Origin of the sequence: Streptomyces sp. NPDC052773 (genome assembly GCF_044547145.1) — a bacterium.
In the GTDB taxonomy this organism is placed as follows: domain Bacteria; phylum Actinomycetota; class Actinomycetes; order Streptomycetales; family Streptomycetaceae; genus Streptomyces.
The window spans coordinates 241,578-261,503 of sequence record NZ_JBITZX010000005.1 but is presented as its reverse complement, the minus strand read 5'-3'; the positions used below and the strand labels follow the sequence as shown (position 1 = coordinate 261,503).

Genomic DNA, 19,926 nt, shown 5'->3' with positions numbered 1-19,926 from the left:
CACGATCGAGGGCACCGATCAAGGCGGGGTAAGACTTTCTCTACTTCATCAAGGCCCGCGCACGGCGCGGGCGCGCGCCGCCTCTGCGGCGCGGCCTGCCTCCTGTCTGCGCCCCGGCTGGCCGCGCTCGGCGGCTGCGGGCACGTCGCGGGAGAAACCCTCTATGGCTGAGGCGGTCGGCTCCACGGCTTTAGGCAGCCACTTTGGGGCGAGCCTCGAAGATCATGGCCCCAACGTCGTGCTTTAGCGGGCAGGTCCACAGACTGCCCGACGCGCCGGAAGCTTACGGGGCCATGATCACTCGCCCCAAAGCAGCTCCGGCTCAAAGCCGCTCCCTCTGCCCAGTGCAGAGGCCGTGGGCTTCTGCGTTGTCCTCGTCGTGGTCGGCGCGACAACCACAACTGATCACCGACGGCCGTGCTCGGCGCTCGGCATCGGCGGCGGGTCAGTCGCAGACCTTGCCGTCCTTCGGGACCGTGCCGTTCAGCAGGTAGGCGTCCACAGTCGAGTCGACGCATTCGCTGCCGCTGCCGTAGGCGCCGTGGCCCTCGCCGTTCCAGGTGAGGACGACGCCGACGTCCTTGCCCAGTTCGTCGGCCATCCGGCGGGCTCCCTCGACGGGGGTCGCCGGGTCGCCGGTGTTGCCGATCGTGAGGATCGGGGCGGCTCCGGGGGCGCTCACGTCCGGGGTGTCGTGCCGGCCGGGGACCGGCCAGTCGTGGCACCAGCCGGCGGTGTCCCAGCCCAGGAGGGCGCCGAAGACGGGGGAGATCTTCTCGAACTCGGGCAGGAGCGCCTTCGTCTGCGCGGCGGTAGGCCGCTGCCGGTCGTCGAGGCACGATATGACCCGCTGGGAGTGGGTCGTGGTGCCGTAGTGCCCGGCCGGGTCGCGCTCGTTGTAGGCGTCGGCGAGTGCCAGCAGTTCGGAGCCGTCGCCCTTCTCGGCGGCTTCGAGAGCGCTGGTCAGTGTGGGCCAGCTGTCCTTGCTGTACAGCGGGAGCACGATGCCGGTGAGGGCGAGGGTCTGGGTGAGCTTGCGGCCGGGGGTGGAGGTGGGCAGCGGCCGGGCGTCGATGCGGGCCAGCAGGTCCGCGATCTCGCGGGTGCCCTGCTCGGGGTCCTGGCCCGTCGACTTCAGGTAGCCGTCGAGCGCGCGCTGGAAGCCCAGGGTCTGGTTCTTGGCGTGCCCCACCGTGTCGGCGCTCGGGTCGACGACCGCGTCCAGCACCATCCGGCCGACGTTCTTCGGGAACAGGTGGGCGTAGACGCCGCCGAGTTCGGTGCCGTAGGAGATGCCGAAGTAGTGCAGCTTCTCGTCGCCGAGGGCTTGCCGCATCAGATCCATGTCGCGGGCCGTGTCGGTGGTGGCTACGTGTGCCAGCAGCTTGCCGGCGGCCTCCTGGCAGCCCCGGCCGAAGTCCGCGGCGTCCTGGAAGTACGCCTTCTCCTCGGCCGGGGTGTCCGGGGTGGCGTCCAGCTTCGCCTCGGCGGCCCGGATCTCCTTGTCGTCACGGCAGCGCACGCCCTCGCTGGCGGCGACCCCGCGCGGGTCGAAGCTCACCAGGTCGTACCGCTCGCGCAGCGACGAGACGGCGGAGGCGTACGACGGCATCATCGACACACCGGAGCCGCCGGGGCCGCCGAAGTTGAACAGGAGCGATCCGATGCGGTCGTCGCCGGTGGCCTTGGCGCGGATCAGCGCTATCCCGATCGTCTCGCCGTCGGGCTTCGACCAGTCCAGCGGCGCCTGGAGCGTCGCGCACTGCCACTCGCTGCCGGGCGCGGGGGTGTCCGCGGTGGCCTCACAGCGGCCCCAGTCGAGCTCCTGCGCCGCCGACGCGGGGCCCGACGAGTTCCCCGTGCCGCTCCCGGACCGGTCGTCGCCGGCCGAGTCGCAGCCCGACACCAGCAGCGCGGTCGCGGCTCCCAGCGCCGCCCACCGTACGAAACGGGCCATGGACCAATCCCCCCTCGCAGGCCTCCGCATCCGTTCCGCGGATGGCTGTCACGCCATGGTAGGCGTAACCGCCGAAGCCTGCCGGAGCCTGTGGATAACCTTCTGACCTGCGGGTTCTCGGGAGCCTCGGTGAAATCAGGAGCAGACGGTGCCGGCCTTCGGCACCTTTCCGTCCAGCAGATAACCGTGCACGGCGTCCTGCACGCACTTGTTCTTGCTGTCGTACGCGCCGTGCCCCTGACCCCTGTACGTCAGCTCCACACCGACGCCCCGGCCCAGCGCCCGCGCCATCCGGCGGGCGCCCTCGTACGGCGTGGCCGGGTCACCGGTGTTGCCGATGACCAGGATCGGTGGCGCTCCCGGCGCGCTCACCTCGGGATGGTGGGCGGCGCCCGGCACCGGCCAGTCGGTGCAACCGAGCATGCCCCAGGCGAGGTACTCCCCGAACAGCGGTGAGGCGGCCCGGAACTCGGGCAGTCTGCGCTCCACGTACGCGACGTCGTACCGCGGCTTGTCGTCGGCGCAGTTGATGGCGGCGTTGGCCGCGGCGAGGTTGCTGTACTCACCGTTGGGGCTGCGCCCGTTCATCGTGTCGGACAGCAGCATCAGGATCTGCCCGTTTCCGTCGTAGGCCTGGTCCAGGCCCTCCGTCAGGTAGTCCCAGAACTCCTGTGAGTACAGCGCCTGCGCGATGCCGCTGGTCGCGACGGTCTGGGTGAGCCGGCGCGGGAAGATGCCGGGGACGGGTCTGCCGTCGAGGTCCTTCAGCAGCCTGGCGATGCGGTCCTTGACGTCCTGCGCGCTGTTCCCGATCGGGCACTCCTCCGCCTTCGACACACAGTCCTCGGCGAAGTTGTCGAGCGCGCGCTGGAAGCCTCCCGCCTGCGCGAGCGAGCCCTGGTCGGGGGTCTGCGTCGGGTCGACGACGGCGTCGAAGACCGCGCGGCCGACGTTCCTCGGGAACAGGTGGGCGTAGACGCCGCCGAGTTCGGTGCCGTAGGAGATGCCGAAGTAGTGCAGTTTCCGGTCGCCGAGGACCTGGCGCATCAGGTCCAGGTCGCGGGCCGCGTCGGTGGTGAGGACATGCGGCAGCATCTTCCCGGAGTTCTTCTCGCAGGCCTCGTTGAAGTCCTCGACGTTCTCCACCAGTTCGCTGCGCTCGGCCGTGTCGTCCGGGGTCGCGTCCTGCTGGAAGTACGCGTCGAGCTGCCGGTCGTTCTGGCACCGCACGGGAGCGCTGCGGCCCACTCCGCGCGGGTCGAAGCTCACCAGGTCGTAGCGGGTGCGCAGTTTCGCGTAGTCGTTGCCGAAGGCGGGCAGCGCGGTGACGCCCGAGCCGCCCGGGCCGCCGAAGTTGAAGAGCAGGGAGCCGATGCGCCGGCCGGGGCCGGTGGCCTTCGCGCGGATCAGCGCCAGCTCGATCGTGTCGCCCTCGGGGTCGTCCCAGTCGCGGGGCGCCTTCATGGTGGCGCACTGCCACTCCCCGCCGTTCGGCAGCGGTGAGGGGGCGTTGCCGCCGCCCTGCGCCTGGGACGGCGTCGGGCAGTCCTCCCAGCTGAGCTTCTGCCGCGTCAGGTCCTCGTCCTCGGCTTCGCCGTCGCCGCACCCCGCCAGCAGGGATGTCAGCAGCAGGGCGGAGGCGGTCACGGCGGCGGCGCGCACCAGGGAGGGGTTCGGCATGCCCCCATCCTGCGGCGGCACCCGACGGCCCGCGCGGGGCACGGGCCGTACGAGGTACGCGCGCGTGCGGGGCATCGTCGGCGGTACGCGCGTGCGGGGCATGGCCGCCGGTACGCGCGCGTGCGGGCAGGGCGCCACGCAGCGTTGCGTACGGCTGCTAGAGGGCGCCCTTGCGGGTGAGGTGGTTGAAGGCGAGCCAGCCCGGCAGCACCGGCAGCCACAGCGTCAGCAGCCGAAACAGCAGCACCGAGGGGAAAGCGACCTCGCTGGGCAGGCCGACGGCGATCAGACCGACGGTCAGGGTGGCGTCGACCGCGCCCACACCGCCCGGCGTGGGCGCCGCGGAGCCGAGCGCGTTGCCCGCGAGGAACACGACCGCGACGCTGGCGATGCTGATCGAGGTCGACTCGTCGCCGAACGCGCGGATCGACGCGTCCAGGCACATCACGAAGCAGGCGGTCAGCAGCAGCATGCCGCCGATGCCGGTGAGCAGCTTCTGCGGCCGCTGGAGCACGTCCAGCATGCGCGGCACGACGCCCGCGAACAGCGACCTCACGCGCGTGACGACGAATTTCCGCAGGAACGGCACCGAGGTCACCACGAGCACCAGCACCGCCACCGTCAGCAGACCCGCGATGACCGTCCGGGACGGCGACAGCGACGGCGTCTTCTCGATGCCGGTCAGATAGCCGAAGGACAGCAGCATCAGGATGTGACAGCCGAGCCCGAACAGCTGCGACGCGCCGACACTCGCCACCGCGAGCCCCGGCCGCACCCCCGCGCGCTGGAGGAAGCGGGTGTTCAGCGCGACACCGCCCACCGCGGCCGGCGCCATGATCTTCACGAACGACCCCGCGACCTGCGCCACCACTGTCCGCGGGAACGGCACCCTCTCCGGCACGAACCCCAGCAGGCTCATCGCCGCGGCCACATAGCTCAGCGCCGAGAACGCCACCGCGGCCGCCACCCAGCCCCACTCGGCGTTGGCGACGAGCGGGCCGAACTCGATGTGCGTGAGCTGCGTCAGCAGGAAGTACGCGGCGATGGCGCCGGCGATGAAACTGATCAGCGTGCGCGGCCGGATCCGCTCCAAGCGCGCGGGTTCGACGGGCGCCTGCGGCCGGATCCGCAGCACCTCGTGGCGGATCTGGGTGAGCAGATCCTCCTCGCGCGCCTCCTCCAGCGCCTCGTCGATGGCCCGCTTCTCGGCCCGCGCCTGCGCGCGTACGGCCTTCTTGCCGGGCTTCTCCAGGGCCGCCACGGCCTCCTCGCCGCCGGCCGCCTCCGCGCGGGCCAGCTTGGCCTGCCGGGACGCCTCCACGACCGCCTCGCGCTCCCGCTCGGCCCGCTCCCGGGCCAGCCGGCGCAGGGTCGCGCGCGTGGAGCGGGTCAGCGCGATGGGCTGGAGCATCGGCAGACAGTCCGCCACCGCGTCGGGACCGAGCACGGCGACCGCGGAGGCCACCGCGCGCTCGGCGCCCACCCGCAGCGCGAGCGTGGTCATCAGCTGGGCGACGTCCATGCGCAGCAGCAGATCACCGGCCGCGATCTCGCCGCCGCGCAGATCCGTGAGGATCACCGTGCCGGAACGATCCACCAGAATCGCGTCACCGGCGAGCCTGCGGTGCGCGATCCGCCGCGACTGCAGGGCGCGCACCTGGTGCCAGGTGTTGTGCAGCAGCTCGTCGGTGATCTCCTCGTCGGCCAGCGAGTCGAGGGTGCGCCCGCCGGTGTGCTCGTAGACGAGCATCACGGCGTCGGGACCGAGCTCGGAGGTGGCGATCAGCTTGGGCGCGTTGGCGCCGGCCGCGATGGCCGCGTAGGCGAGCAGCGCCTCCTGCTCCAGGGCCTGGCGCAGCGACTGGAGGCTGCGACGGGTGGCGAAGCCGCGCAGGGTCAGATTGCGCCACACCCGGTAGAAGAAGCCCTGGGCCTGCTGCTCGCGGTCGACGACCGTGACGTCGAGCGGGGGGCCGTCCTCGAGGGTGACGAAGTAGCGCCGGCCGCGGTCGCCGCCGTCGGTGGTGTCCCCGGTGTCCTCACGGGCCGCGCTCACCGGGCGGAACCCGACGGTCCGCAGGCCCGCCATCAGCGTCCGTCCCGTGGGCCGGACGTTGGGCGAGCCGACCGCGTACAGCGTGCCGTAGGCCACGGTCCAGCCGATCAGCACCGTGAGGATGATCGAGAACGGTGTGGTGTAGCCGGTGACCAGCATCGAGAACGCGTCCAGGAGCAGCACGATCCACAGGACCGCGCGCCAGCGCGGCCGTCGGGACATGCCGACCGCCGTCATGTACGCGATGACCGGGGCGAGATAACCGTGCACCGGATCGGTGAGGGCGCTGAGGTCGCCGGGGGAGGGCTGGGTCAGGGCCTCCTGGATGGAGTCCGGCGCGGCCCTGGCGACCCAGAGGTCGGTGGCGAGGGTTACACCGTGGGCGAGGACGGCCGCGAGAACGCCGTCGGCGATCCGCAGCCCGTCCCGTTTGATCAGCCGTTCGATCGCGAAGGCGACCGGTACGAGGAGGATCGCGATGCTGGAGGCCAGTCCGGCAATCTTGATGAGCAGGTCGGGGGCCTGGCCGGTGCCCTTGGTGATGTCCTGTTCGAGGCCCGAGGTGGTGCCGTGCGCGAACGCGGCGATCGCCAGCAGCACGACGACGGCGAGCACGCCCACCAGGAGCCGCATCAGGTCCGAAGGACGATGCACGCGCGCGGGGAGGAGCGGTTCGTCGCCCTCGACGGCGTCGGAGGGGGCGTCGGGATCGGTGCCGCCGGAGTCGCCGTCTCGGGAGGTGTCGCCGGGAGTGGAGTCGCCGGGGCCGGGGGAGGCGCCGCGGGGGCCGGGGGAGGCGCCGCGGGGGTCGGGGGCGGCGCCGCGGGGGTCGCTGCCGTCGGGGTCCGGGGGCGTGGTCCCGCGTGGACGGTGTTCATCGGCTGCCGTCGTCCCGCGCGGATCCTGCTCGCCCGCAGTCGCAGCCACAGCCTCGCCGGGACCTGGCTCTTCCGCACCCTTGCCTGCCGTGTCGGCGGTGTCCGGGCGCGACGACGCATCAGAGGTGCTGTCCGCGTCCTCCGGGTGCACACCCTGCTGCTTCATCGTCTCTTCTTGATCTCGTATCACCAGTCACCGCCCGCACGATGGTGGCATGCTCCACCGACACACGCGGGCATCAGGGTGCACATGCGGGGGCGCACAGTCTGCCCGAAGCACCGCTCCGGGGCGAGGGTCACGCACGGTGGCGACCGCGTCACATTGTCGGTGGCATGCGGCAGGATGGGACGAATGAGTGAGGAGAGTCTTCCTGAGGACGCCCGCGCGGAGTACACCGACGCCCTGCCGGAGTACGCCGAGCGGGTCCTCGACGTCGCGGAGATGATCCCGCCGGGGCGTGTCATGACCTACGGCGACGTCGCCGAGTGGCTGGAGGAGGGCGGTCCGCGTCAGGTCGGCCGGGTGATGGCGCTCTACGGCGGTGCCGTCCCCTGGTGGCGGGTCGTCCGCGCGGACGGCGTCCTGCTCCCCGGCCACGAACAGGTGGCCATGGCCCAGTACCGCGCCGAGGGCACGCCCCTGAAGGAGGCGAGCCGGGCCGCCGAGGGCCACCTGCCGCGGATCGACATGCGACGGGCGCGGTGGGACGGCGGTGAGCGCGCGAAGGGTCACACCTGACAGCTTCCGCCATCGGCGGCGGCCGTGGGTGACGCCTGATCCGTACGGGGGAAGACGGGCACTTCCGTGACATGACGTACGTTCGAGGGGCAAGGGACGCACGGGTCCGGTGAGCCCCGAGGGAACAACCGGAAGCCCTGCTTCCGATCCCGGCGTGGGCGTAGCGTCTGCTCCGCGCGTCCCTCTCATCCCGTGGTCACCGCCGTCCCCGTACGGCGATCGACCCACCAGCACACCCACCAGGACCGGCGAACCACGTGAGCTCCTCTTCCTCCACCAGGCGCCTGTCGCACCCCGCGGTGCGACAGGGGAACCGTGGCGCTTACCGGCTCGTCCGCACCCTTCCGGCCCGACCGGATCCCCCTCTCCTGGACGCCGCGCAGCGCTCCGTGGTTGACCACCGGTCCGGTCCGCTGCTCGTCCTCGCCGGTCCGGGCACCGGCAAGACCACCACGCTGGTCGAGTCGGTGGCCGCGCGGATCGCCCGCGGCGCCGACCCCGAACGCATCCTCGTACTGACCTTCAGCCGCAAGGCGGCCGTCGACCTGCGCGACCGCATGGCCCTGCGCATCGGTGCCGCCCGCGCGCCCCGGGCGACCACCTTCCACTCGTTCGGCTACGCCCTCGTCCGCGCCCACCAGGACAGCGACCTGTTCGTCGAGCCGCTGCGCCTGCTGTCCGGCCCCGAGCAGGACGTCGCCGTCCGCGAGCTGCTCGCCGGCCAGCGCGCGCTGGAGGGGAGCGGCCTCGCCCATGTGCGTTGGCCGGACGAGCTGCGCGCCTGCCTGACCACCCGCGGCTTCGCCGACGAGGTCCGCGCGGTCCTCGCCCGCACCCGCGAGCTGGGCCTCGGCCCGGACGCCCTGGACGCCTTCGCCCGCCGCATCGGCCGCCCCGACTGGCGCGCCGCGGCGGCCTTCCTCGCCGAATACCTCGACGTCCTCGACCTGCACGGGGTCATCGACTACGCCGAACTCGTCCACCGCGCGGTGCTGCTCGCCGGCCGCCCGGAGGTCGCCACGTGGCTCGCCGCGCAGTACGACGCGGTGTACGTGGACGAGTACCAGGACACCGACCCCGCACAGGTACGGCTGCTGCGCGCCCTCGCCGGCGGCGGGCGCACCCTCGTCGCCTTCGGCGACCCCGACCAGTCGATCTACGCCTTCCGCGGCGCCGACGTGAACGGCATCCTCGACTTCCCGCACGCCTTCCCGCGCGCGGACGGCCGCCCCGCGCCCGTCCAGGTCCTGCGCACCTCCCGCCGCTCCGGCGCCGCCCTGCTGACCGCCACCCGGCTGCTCACCCAGCGGATGCCGCTCACCCGGCTCCCGGCCGAGAAGGTGCGCGCCCACCGGGAGCTGACCCCGGTGCGCGACGGCGGGCGCGTGGAGGTGTACACCTACCCGACGCCCGGCACCGAGCTGGACAACATCGCCGACATCCTGCGCCGGGCCCATCTGGAGGACGGCGTCCCCTGGCGGGACATGGCCGTCCTGGTGCGCGCGGGCTCCCGCACCATCCCGGGGGTCCGCCGCGCCCTCACCGCCGCGGGCGTCCCGCTCGACATCGACGGCGACGACCTTCCGCTGCGGCACGAACCGGCGGTCGCGCCGCTGCTGACAGCGCTGCGCGCGGTGGCGACGGCGGAGGCGGACGCCGCGGCTGCCTCCGACACCACCCCGGAGAACACCGACCCGGCCCACCCCGGCCCCTGCTGGCTCGACACCGAGACCGCCCTCACCCTCCTCGCCTCCCCTCTCGCCGGCATGGACGCCGCCGACCTGCGCCGCCTCGGACGTGCCCTGCGCGAGGAGGAGCGCGCCGCGGGCAATCCCGTCCCGCCGCCGTCGGACGTGCTGCTCGCGCGGGCGCTCGCCGAACCGGAGCGCCTGGTCGCGCACGACCCGGCGTACGCGCGCGGGGCCCAGCGCCTCGGCGCGTTGTTGCGCACGGCGCGCGAGCGCCTGGCGCGTGGGGGTACGGCCGAGGAGGCGCTGTGGGACCTCTGGTCGGGCACGCCCTGGCCCGCCCGGCTGGAGCGAGCCGCCCGGCGCGGAGGCGCGGCCGGCCGCAACGCCGACCGCGACCTGGACGCCGTCTGCGCGCTGTTCGCGACGGCCGCCCGCGCGGAGGAGCGCACCGGCGGCCGGGGCGCCCTGAACTTCCTGGAGCAGATCGAGGCCGAGGACATCGCGGCCGACACCCTCACCCGGCGCGCCCTGCGCCCCGACGCGGTGCGCCTGATGACCGCGCACCGCGCGAAGGGCCTGGAATGGCGGCTCGTGGTCGTGGCCGGAGTCCAGGAGGGCCTGTGGCCGGACCTGCGCCGCCGCGGCTCCCTCCTGGAGGCCGACCGCATCGGCCGCGACGGACTCGCCGAACCGCTCACCCCCGGCGCCCTGCTCGCCGAGGAGCGCCGCCTGTTCTACGTCGCCGCCACGCGCGCGCGGGAACGGCTCGTCGTCACCGCGGTCAAGGCCCCGGCGGACGACGGCGACCAGCCCTCTCGCTTCCTCACCGAACTCGGCGTCGAACCCAAGGACGTCACCGGCCGCCCGCGCCGCCCCCTGTCGGTCGCCGCGCTGGTCGCCGAGCTGCGCGCGACAACCGTCGACCCGCGCGTGTCCGATGCGCTGCGCGAGGCCGCCGCACGCCGGCTGGCCCGGCTCGCCGCGCTCGCCGACGAGGACGGCCGGCCCCTGGTGCCCGCGGCCCACCCCTACCGCTGGTGGGGCATGTTCGAGCCGACCGAGAGCAAGGTGCCGCTGCGCCACCGCGACCAGCCCCTCGTGCTGTCCGGCAGTGCCCTGGACCAGCTCGCCAACACCTGCTCCCTCCAGTGGTTCCTCAGCCGCGAGGTGAAGGCCGACGAGCCCGCCAGCGCCGCCCAGGGCTTCGGCAACGTGGTGCACGTCCTCGCCGACGAGGTCGCCTCCGGGCGTACCCCGGCAGACCTCGCCGTCCTCATGGAACGCCTCGACTCGGTGTGGGACGCGCTGGCCTTCGACGCGCCGTGGAAGTCGGCGCAGGAGAAGGAGCACGCGCGCGTGGCGCTCGAACGGTTCCTGAAGTGGCACGTCATGGACCGCACCGGCCGCACCCCGGTGGCCAGCGAGCACGACTTCGACGTCACCCTGGAGGCGGGCGACTACGAGGTCCGCATCCGCGGCCAGATGGACCGCGTGGAGGCGGACGGCGAGGGCCGCGCCTACGTCGTCGACTTCAAGACCGGCAAGCACGCGCCCAGCGCCGCCGAGGTGGCCCGCCACCCGCAGCTCGCCGTCTACCAGCTCGCCGTCCGCGAGGGCGCCGTGGACGACGTCTTCGACGGCATACGCCCCGAGCCGGGCGGCGCCGAACTCGTCCACCTGCGCCAGGGCGCCGCCAAGCGGGACGGCGGGGAGACCCTGCCCAAGGTCCAGGCGCAGGAAGCCCTGGAGGGGGCGGCGGGGGAGTGGATCGGCGAGCTGCTGGCCACGGCCGCGGGCAAGGTACTCGACGAGCGCTTCACCCCGACCACCGGCCAGCACTGCACGCACTGCGCGTTCCGGGCGTCGTGCAGCGCCCGCCCCGAGGGTCGGCACGTCATCGAGTGACCCGCGGTGTGACGAGCGGCACCACAGCCCCTGACCTGCGCTTCTGTCGCCACGGGCGGCGAGCCGGCATCCCCTGTCAGTGGCCGCCGCTAGCCTCTCTGGGGTGCCCGCACGAATCACCGACCCCGAGCAGCTCAAGGAGCTCCTCGGCATCCCGTTCACCCCGGAGCAGACGGCCTGCATCACCGCGCCGCCCGCCCCGCAGGTGATCGTGGCCGGAGCGGGTTCCGGCAAGACCACGGTGATGGCGGCCCGCGTGGTGTGGCTGGTCGGCACCGGCCAGGTCGCACCCGAACAGGTGCTCGGCCTCACGTTCACCAACAAGGCCGCCGGCGAACTCGCCGAGCGCGTCCGCAAGGCGCTGATCAAGGCGGGCGTCACCGACCCGGACACCATCGACCCGGACAACCCGCCGGGCGAGCCGGTGATCTCCACCTACCACTCTTTCGCCGGCCGCCTGCTGACCGACCACGGCCTGCGCATCGGCCTGGAACCGTCCTCCCGTCTGCTCGCCGACGCCACCCGCTACCAGCTGGCCGCGCGGGTGCTGCGCGAAGCCCCCGGGCCGTATCCCGCGCTGACCCGCTCCTTCGCGGACCTGGTCAGCGACCTCCTCACCCTCGACTCGGAGCTGGCCGAACACCTCGTGAGCCCCGAGGACCTGCAAGCCTGGGACGCGGAACTGCTGCGCACCCTGGAGGGCGCCAAGCTCACCAACGCCGACCTGCGCAAGGTCCCCGAGACCGCCGCCGCGCGCCGCGAACTCGCCGACCTGGTGGTGCGCTACCGGGCGGCCAAACGCGAGCGCGACCTGCTCGACTTCGGCGACCAGATCGCCCTCGCCGCCCGCCTCGCCCAACTGCCCGAGGTGGGCCGCATCCTGCGGGACGAGTTCCGCGTGGTGCTCCTCGACGAGTACCAGGACACCTCGGTCGCCCAGCGCGTCCTCCTCGCCGGCCTCTTCGGCGGCGGCACCGGCCACCCGGTGACCGCCGTCGGCGACCCCTGCCAGGCGATCTACGGCTGGCGCGGCGCCTCCGTCGCCAACCTCGACGACTTCCCCGAGCACTTCGCGCACGCCGACGGCCACCCCGCCACCCGCCAGGCGCTCAGCGAGAACCGCCGCAGCGGCGGCCGGCTCCTCGACCTCGCCAACGGCCTCGCCGAGCCGCTGCGCGCCATGCACGCGGGCGTGGAGGCCCTGCGCCCCGCCCCCGGCGCCGAGCGCGACGGCGTGGTCCGCTGCGCGCTGCTGCGCACCCACGCGGAGGAGATCGACTGGATCGCCGACTCCATCGCCCACCTGGTGAACACCGGCACGGCACCGGGCGAGATCGCCGTCCTGTGCCGTACGGCGAGCGACTTCGCCGAGATCCAGGGCGCGCTCGTCGCCCGGGACGTGCCCGTCGAGGTGGTCGGCCTCTCCGGGCTGCTGCACCTGCCCGAGATCGCCGACCTGGTCGCCGTCTGCGAGGTCCTCCAGGACCCGGGCGCCAACGCCGCCCTCGTCCGGCTGCTGACCGGCCCGCGCTGGCGCATCGGCCCGCGCGACCTCGCCCTGCTAGGGCGGCGCGCGCGGATGCTCGTCGCCCACGCGCGCGTGGACATCGACGACGACCCCGACCGGCGGCTCGCCGAGGCCGTGGAGGGCGTCGACCCGGCCGAGGTGATCTCGCTCGCCGACGCCCTCGACACCTTCCTGGAGACGCCTCTGGAGGGCGGCGGGGACGACGACGGGCTGCCCTTCTCGCCGGACGCGCGGGTCCGCTTCGCCCGCCTCGCCGCCGAACTGCGCGACCTGCGGCGCTCGCTCGCCGACCCGCTGATGGACGTACTCCACCGCGTCCTCGCGGTCACCGGCCTGGAGGTGGAGCTGTCGGCGTCCCCGCACGCGCTGGCCGCCCGCCGCCGCGAGACCCTGTCGAACTTCCTGGACATCGCCGCGTCCTTCGCCGCCCACGAGAGCGAGGCCACCCTGCTGGCCTTCCTCGGCTTCCTGCGCACCGCCGCCCAGTACGAGAAGGGCCTCGACAACGCGCTGCCCGGCGGCGAGAACACCGTCAAGGTGCTCACCGCGCACAAGTCCAAGGGCCTGGAGTGGGACGTCGTCGCCGTCCCCGGCCTGGTCACCGGCACCTTCCCCAGCGCCCAGGGCCGCGAGAAGTGGACCGCGCAGGCCAAGGTGCTGCCGCACGAGCTGCGCGGCGACGCCGACACCCTGCCGGACATCGAGTCCTGGGACTCGCGCGGCATGAAGGCCTTCCACGAGGCCATGAAGGACCACCAGCACACCGAGGAACTGCGCCTCGGCTACGTCACCTTCACCCGCCCCCGCTCCCTGCTCCTCGGCTCCGGTCACTGGTGGGGCCCCACCCAGAAGAAGCCGCGCGGCCCGTCGGACTTCCTCCTGGCCCTCCACGACCACTGCGCCGCCGGCCACGGCGAGATCGAGGTCTGGGCCGAGCCCCCCGCCGAGGACGAGGAGAACCCGGCCCTGCACCAGGCCACCGCCGACCGGGCCTGGCCGCTGCCCCTGGACGACGCGGCCCTGGCCCGCCGCCGCGCGGCCGCCGAGACGGTCCTCGCCCACCTCGACGCCCTCGCCGCCGCCGACGACGACCACCCGGCGGCCACGCACGACCCCGACACCTACGAGGACCCGGAGTGGCCCCCGCCCCCGGAGGACGACGACTTCCCGTACGACGAGCCCCCGTACGACGAAGTCCCGTACGAGGACGAGCCGTACGCCGACGCAGACGCCCTCCATGAGGACCACGCCCCCGCCGACGAAGCCGCCCCGGCCGACGGGCCGCCCGACTGGGACTCCTGGCCCCCCGGCCACCCGACCGTCCCCCACCAGGCGACGGCCCCCGACACGGACGCAGTCCACCGCGCCGAAACCGCCCCCCGCGCCGAAACCGCCCCCCGCGCCGAAACCGCCCCCCGCGCCGAAACCGCCCCCCGCGCGGACACCGCCCTCCACGCGGACACGGCCCCCCGCGCGGACACCCCCGAGCAGCGCCGCCTCACCCCGGAGGAAGCCCGGATCGTCGCATCATGGGACCGCGATCTCGACGCCCTCACCGGGGAACTGCTGCGCGCGCGGGAGAGCGTCACGGAGGTCCCCCTGCCCGCCTCCCTCACGGCGACCCAGCTGCTGTGGCTGGCCGACGACCCGGACGGCTTCGCGCGGGAGCTGGCCCGCCCCATGCCCCGCCCGCCGCAGCCCGCCGCCCGCCGCGGCACCCGCTTCCACGCGTGGGTCGAGGCCCGCTTCGAGGCGCTGACCCTGCCCATGCTGGAGCCGGAGGAGCTGCCCGGGAGCGAGGCCGAGATCGCCGACGAACGCGACCTCGAAGCACTGAAGGACGCCTTCGAACGCACCGAGTACGCCCACCGCACGCCGTACCGCGTGGAGGCCCCCTTCCAGATCACCATCGCCGGCCGGGTCGTACGGGGCCGTATCGACGCCGTCTACCGGGACGGCGACGGCGAGGACGCGACGTACGAGATCGTCGACTGGAAGACCGGCCGCGAGCAGAGTGCCGACCCCCTCCAGCTCGCTCTGTACCGGCTCGCCTGGGCCGAGCAGCAGGGGATCGGGCCGGAGCGGGTCACGGCCGCGTTCGTGTACATACGCAGCGGCGATGTCGTACGACCCGACGACCTCCCCGGCCGGGAGGAGCTGGAGCGGCTGCTGCGGGAGGAGCCGAGCGGTGACGAACCGCACGACCGGGCTGTCGGTGCGGGCCGATAGGCTCGTGACCATGAGCCCGACCCCGGACAGCGCCGTCCGCACGTACATCGACCAGCACCGCACCGCCTTCCTCGACGACCTCGCCGAGTGGCTGCGCATACCGTCGGTGTCCGCCCAGCCGCACCACGCGGCCGACGTGCGGCGCAGTGCCGAATGGCTCGCCGGAAAGCTCAAGGAGACCGGTTTCCCGACCGCCGAGGTCTGGGAGACTCCGGGCGCCCCCGCCGTCTACGCCGAGTGGCCCTCCGACGACCCCGCGGCGCCGACCGTCCTGGTCTACGGCCACCACGACGTGCAGCCCGCCGCGCGGGAGGACGGCTGGGACAGCGATCCCTTCGAGCCCGTCATCCGCGAGAACCGGCTCTACGCGCGCGGGGCGGCCGACGACAAGGGCCAGGTCTTCTTCCACACCCTCGGCGTGCGCGCCCACCTCGCCGCCACCGGCCGCACCGTCCCGGCCGTCCATCTGAAGCTGCTGATCGAGGGCGAGGAGGAGTCCGGCTCCCCGCACTTCCGCGCCCTCGTCGAGGAGCACGCCGCCCGGCTCGCCGCGGACGCCGTGATCGTCTCCGACACCGGCATGTGGTCCGAGGACACCCCCACGGTCTGCACCGGCATGCGCGGCCTCGCCGAGTGCGAGATCCGGCTGTACGGCCCCGACCAGGACATCCACTCCGGCTCCTTCGGCGGCGCCGTGCCGAACCCCGCCACCGCCGTAGCCCGCCTGGTCGCCGCCCTCCACGACGAGCAGGGACGCGTGGCCGTCCCCGGCTTCTACGACGGTGTCGTAGAACTCACCGACCGCGAGCGCGAACTCTTCGCCGAGCTGCCCTTCGACGAGGAGCGCTGGCTGCGCACCGCCAAGTCGCACGCCGCCCAGGGCGAGGCCGGGTACACCACGCTGGAGCGCGTCTGGGCCCGTCCCACCGCCGAGGTCAACGGCATCGGCGGCGGCTACCAGGGCCCCGGCAGCAAGACGATCATCCCGTCCACGGCCATGGTGAAGCTGTCCTTCCGCCTGGTCGCCGGCCAGGACCTGGACCATGTCGAGCGGGTGGTCCGCGCGTGGGCCGCCGACCGCGTCCCCGCCGGCATCCGGCACGAGATCGCCTTCTCCGCGGGCACGCGCCCGTGCCTGACCCCGCTGGACCACCCGGCCCTGCGGTCCGTGGCCCGCGCCATGGGCCGCGCGTTCGGCACCGAGGTCCGCTTCACCCGCGAGGGCGGCTCGGGACCGGCCGCCGACCTCCAGGACGTCCTCGGCGCACCCGTCCTCTTCCTGGGCATCTCCGTCCCGTCCGACGGCTGGCACGCCCCCAACGAGAAGGTGGAGCTCGATCTGCTCCTCAAAGGCGCGGAGACCGGCGCCTACCTGTGGGGCGATCTCGCGGCGACCTGGCGCCATGCCCCCTGACCCCGCCGGCCGTCCGGAGCCCCGCACCGCGCGGGGCACACTGGAAGGGCCGCCCGCACCACCGAGCCCCGCCGGACCCGGTCGCCTTCCGCCCGGACGACCCGCCGAACCGCCCGCCGAACCGAACCGCTTGTACCGGGGGAGATGGAAGCACCCGTGACCACCTGGACCGACCACACCGCCGACCGCCCCATCTCGCTCACCGCCCCGAGCGGCATCGACCGGGCCGCCCACCACCGGCTCGACGAGGCCTGGCTCGCCGCGGCGTGGAGCCACCCGACGACGCGCTGCTTCGTGGTCTCCGGCGGTCAGGTCCTCATCGACGAGACGCCGGACGGCCGCACCGAACTCGTCATGACCCCGTCCTTCGAGGCCCCGCTCACCGAGGCCCACCGCTACTTCCTGGGCATCGACGAGGGCGGCGTCAGCTACTTCGCCCTCCAGAAGGACTCCCTCCCGGGCCGGATCGACCAGTCCGCCCGCCCGGCGGGCCTGCGCGAGGCCGGCCTGCTGCTCTCCCCGCGCGACGCCGGCCTCATGGTGCACGCCGTCGGCCTGGAGAACTGGCAGCGCACCCACCGCTTCTGCTCCCGCTGCGGCGAGCGCACCGTGATCGCCGCGGCCGGCCACATCCGCCGCTGCCCCGCCTGCGGCGCCGAGCACTACCCGCGCACCGACCCCGCGGTGATCATGGCCGTCACCGACGAGGACGACCGCATCCTCCTCGGCCGCCAGGTCCACTGGCCCGAGGGCCGCTTCTCCACGCTCGCCGGCTTCGTCGAGCCCGGCGAGTCCATCGAGCAGGCCGTGCGGCGCGAGGTCTACGAGGAGGCCGGCGTCGCCGTCGGCCAGGTCGAGTACATCGCCAGCCAGCCCTGGCCCTTCCCGTCCAGCCTCATGCTCGGCTTCATGGCGCGCGCCACCTCCACCGACATCGACGTCGACGGCGACGAGATCCACGAGGCCCGCTGGTTCTCCCGCGACGAGCTGGGCGCCGCCTTCGACTCCGGCGATGTGCTGCCGCCGTACGGCATCTCCATCGCGGCCCGTCTGATCGAGCTGTGGTACGGCAAGCCGCTGCCGACCCGCAGCGTCATCTGACCGGCATGCGAAAAGGCGGCCCCCGGGAGATCCCGGGGGCCGCCTTCGCGCGCCGCACAGGGCCGCGGCCGGCCGTCGGCCGTCGTGTCCTCAGACGCCGATCTTCTGCTTGACCTGGGCCAGCGACGGGTTCGTCAGCGTGGTCCCGTCCGGGAACAGCACGGTCGGAACGGTCTGGTTCCCGCCGTTCGCCTTCTCCACGAACGCGGCGGACTCCGGGTCCTGCTCGATGTTGATCTCGGTGTACGCGATGCCCTCACGGTCCAGCTGGCTCTTCAGCCGGCGGCAGTAACCGCACCACGTGGTGCTGTACATCGTCACAGTGCCCAGCATGTCTTTTCGCGCTCCTTCGGCGGGTCGGGGACGAGTGCTCGCAGAGTGGGAACGTACTTGAAACCGCCACCATTCCCGCCCTCGGCCCTCATCGGGGTGATTAGTACGACTAACAGGTCCCGCCTGTGGACAACCGGCTCAGCGGTCTCCGGCGACCTGGCAGCATGGCTGTGTGACAGCAGCAACGCACTCCACCCTCTTCCCGCAGGTACCGGACTCGGCCGACGCGGTGCTCGAAGGGCTCGACCCCGAACAGCGCGAGGTCGCCACCGCGCTGCACGGCCCGGTGTGCGTGCTCGCCGGAGCCGGTACGGGCAAGACGCGGGCGATCACCCACCGCATCGCCTACGGCGTGCGCGCCGGCATCCTCCAGCCCTCCAGCGTGCTCGCCGTCACCTTCACCAACCGCGCGGCCGGGGAGATGCGCGGCCGGCTACGCCAGCTCGGCGCCACCGGCGTCCAGGCCCGCACCTTCCACTCCGCCGCGTTGCGGCAGCTGCAGTACTTCTGGCCGAAAGCGATCGGCGGCTCCATGCCCCGGCTCGTCGACCGCAAGGTCCAGCTCGTCGCCGACGCGGCAGCCGCCTGCCGCATCCGCCTCGACCGGAACGAGCTGCGGGACGTCACCGCCGAGATCGAATGGTCCAAGGTCACCCAGACCGTCCCCGCCGACTACGCGCTCACAGCCGCGAAGGCCGGCCGCGAGACCCCACGCGACCCGGCCGAGATCGCCCAGCTGTACTCGGCCTACGAAGACCTCAAGCGCGAGCGCGCGGTCATCGACTTCGAGGACGTCCTGCTGCTGACCGTCGCCATCCTCCAGGACCGCCAGGACATCGCCGAACAGGTCCGCGCCCAGTACCAGCACTTCGTGGTCGACGAGTACCAGGACGTCAGCCCCCTCCAGCAGCGCCTGCTGGAGCTGTGGCTCGGCGACCGGGACGACCTGTGCGTCGTCGGCGACGCCAGCCAGACGATCTACTCGTTCACCGGAGCGACCCCCGACCACCTCCTCGACTTCCGTACCCGGCACCCCGGCGCCACCGTCGTCAAACTGGTCCGCGACTACCGCTCCACCCCCCAGGTCGTCCGCCTCGCCAACGGCCTGCTCGCCCAGGCCCGCGGCCGCGCCGCCGACCACCGGCTGGAACTCGTCTCCCAGCGCCCCGCCGGCCCGGAACCCGTCTATACGGAGTACACCGACGAACCCGCCGAGGCGGAGGGCGCCGCCCGCCGGATCCGCGAGCTGCTCGACGCCGGCATCCCGGCGAGTGAGATCGCCGTCCTGTTCCGCACCAACGCCCAGTCCGAGACCTACGAGCAGGCCCTCGCCGACGCCGGCATCCCCTACCAGCTGCGCGGCGCCGAGCGGTTCTTCGACCGGCCCGAGGTCCGCAAGGCGGGCATCGCCCTGCGCGGCGCCGCCCGCTTCGGCGGCAACGACGCGGCCCTGGAGGAAGCCGTCGACCTGCCCTCCCAGGTCCGCGCCGTGCTCTCCTCCGACGGCTGGACCCCACAGCCCCCGGCCGGCTCCGGCGCCGTCCGCGAGCGCTGGGAGTCCCTGGCCGCGCTGGTGAACCTCGCGCAGGACTTCGCCGCCGCCCAGCCCGGCGCCACCCTCGCCGACTTCGTCGCCGAACTCGACGAGCGGGCGAACGCCCAGCACGCCCCGACCGTCCAGGGCGTCACCCTCGCCTCCCTGCACTCGGCCAAGGGCCTGGAGTGGGAGGTCGTCTTCCTGGTCGGCGTCGCCGAGGGCATGATGCCGATCACCTACGCCAGAACCGACGAACAGATCGAGGAGGAGCGCCGCCTCCTCTATGTCGGTGTCACCCGTGCCCGCTCCCATCTGTACGTCTCCTGGGCGCTCGCCCGCTCTCCCGGTGGCCGTCCCAGCCGCCGCCCCAGCCGGTTCCTCGACGGACTGCGCCCCGGCTCGGGCACCGCGGCGGGGCGTGCCGCCACGGGCGGCGGCGCGGGCGGTGTCGAGCGGGGCGTCGCGGGCCGCCCGGAGACCGCCCCCCGGCGCACCCAGCGGACCCCCGCCCGCTGCCGGGTGTGCGGTCGCACCCTCACCGACGGCGGCGAGCTGAAGCTGCTGCGCTGCGAGGACTGTCCCTCCGACATGGACGAGGGCCTGTACGAGCGGCTGCGCGAATGGCGCGCGGATCAGGCGCGGCTCAGCGGCCAGCCCGCGTTCTGCGTCTTCACCGACAAGACACTGATGGCGATCGCCGAGACCGTCCCCGACGACGCGGGCGAACTGGCCAGGATTCCCGGCGTCGGAGCCCGCAAGCTCAAGCGGTACGGAACCGACGTACTGGCGCTCTGCGCGGGCCGGGACCTCGCCGGAAGAGAAGACGACGACTGATACGAACTCGTCGAAAAAATAGTTTGCGCATGCCCCAGCAATCC

At 73.3% G+C, this 19,926-nt stretch carries 10 protein-coding genes; 6 read left to right on the top strand and 4 right to left on the bottom strand.

Annotated features, from left to right (window positions below):
- Positions 1-445: 445 nt before the first annotated feature.
- The 3 genes from ACIG0D_RS13955 to ACIG0D_RS13945 form a co-directional block, all read right to left on the bottom strand.
- Entirely contained in the window at positions 446-1,957 is a 1,512-nt protein-coding gene (locus ACIG0D_RS13955) for an alpha/beta hydrolase (protein ID WP_399799777.1), read from the bottom strand.
- 135 nt (positions 1,958-2,092) lie between these two features.
- On the bottom strand, positions 2,093-3,637 hold the full coding sequence (locus ACIG0D_RS13950) for an alpha/beta hydrolase (RefSeq protein ID WP_399799774.1): 1,545 nt from the start codon (positions 3,635-3,637) through the stop codon (positions 2,093-2,095).
- 157 nt (positions 3,638-3,794) lie between these two features.
- Positions 3,795-6,737 (bottom strand): lysylphosphatidylglycerol synthase domain-containing protein, encoded by a 2,943-nt coding sequence (locus ACIG0D_RS13945; protein ID WP_399799770.1) that lies wholly within the window; start codon positions 6,735-6,737, stop codon positions 3,795-3,797.
- A gap of 186 nt (positions 6,738-6,923) precedes the next feature.
- Between ACIG0D_RS13945 and ACIG0D_RS13940 the strand changes: the two genes are divergently transcribed.
- The 5 genes from ACIG0D_RS13940 to nudC all read left to right on the top strand — a co-directional run bounded on the left by ACIG0D_RS13940 (position 6,924) and on the right by nudC (position 17,178).
- Positions 6,924-7,310 carry an MGMT family protein gene (locus ACIG0D_RS13940; RefSeq protein WP_399799766.1) on the top strand — a complete coding sequence of 129 codons (387 nt, stop codon included), beginning with the start codon at positions 6,924-6,926 and terminating at the stop codon, positions 7,308-7,310.
- 257 nt (positions 7,311-7,567) lie between these two features.
- The gene (locus ACIG0D_RS13935) at positions 7,568-10,906 is read left to right on the top strand and encodes an ATP-dependent helicase (RefSeq protein ID WP_399799764.1); all 3,339 of its coding nucleotides are present in this window, start codon (positions 7,568-7,570) and stop codon (positions 10,904-10,906) included.
- A gap of 103 nt (positions 10,907-11,009) precedes the next feature.
- Positions 11,010-14,663, top strand: coding sequence for a UvrD-helicase domain-containing protein (locus tag ACIG0D_RS13930; protein ID WP_399799762.1), 3,654 nt, complete (start codon positions 11,010-11,012; stop codon positions 14,661-14,663).
- A gap of 10 nt (positions 14,664-14,673) precedes the next feature.
- Positions 14,674-16,077, top strand: coding sequence for a dipeptidase (locus ACIG0D_RS13925; RefSeq protein ID WP_399799759.1), 1,404 nt, complete (start codon positions 14,674-14,676; stop codon positions 16,075-16,077).
- Positions 16,078-16,233: 156 nt separating this feature from the next.
- On the top strand, positions 16,234-17,178 hold the full coding sequence (gene nudC, locus ACIG0D_RS13920; RefSeq protein WP_399799757.1) for an NAD(+) diphosphatase: 945 nt from the start codon (positions 16,234-16,236) through the stop codon (positions 17,176-17,178).
- 90 nt (positions 17,179-17,268) lie between these two features.
- On the opposite strand, the gene ACIG0D_RS13915 is transcribed toward nudC, so the two are convergent.
- A complete protein-coding gene (locus ACIG0D_RS13915) occupies positions 17,269-17,511 on the bottom strand; it encodes a mycoredoxin (protein ID WP_166002200.1) in 243 nt (80 codons plus the stop codon).
- Positions 17,512-17,683: 172 nt separating this feature from the next.
- Between ACIG0D_RS13915 and ACIG0D_RS13910 the strand changes: the two genes are divergently transcribed.
- Positions 17,684-19,882, top strand: a complete 2,199-nt coding sequence (locus tag ACIG0D_RS13910) for an ATP-dependent DNA helicase UvrD2 (RefSeq protein WP_399799753.1) — start codon at positions 17,684-17,686, stop codon at positions 19,880-19,882.
- Positions 19,883-19,926: the final 44 nt, after the last annotated feature.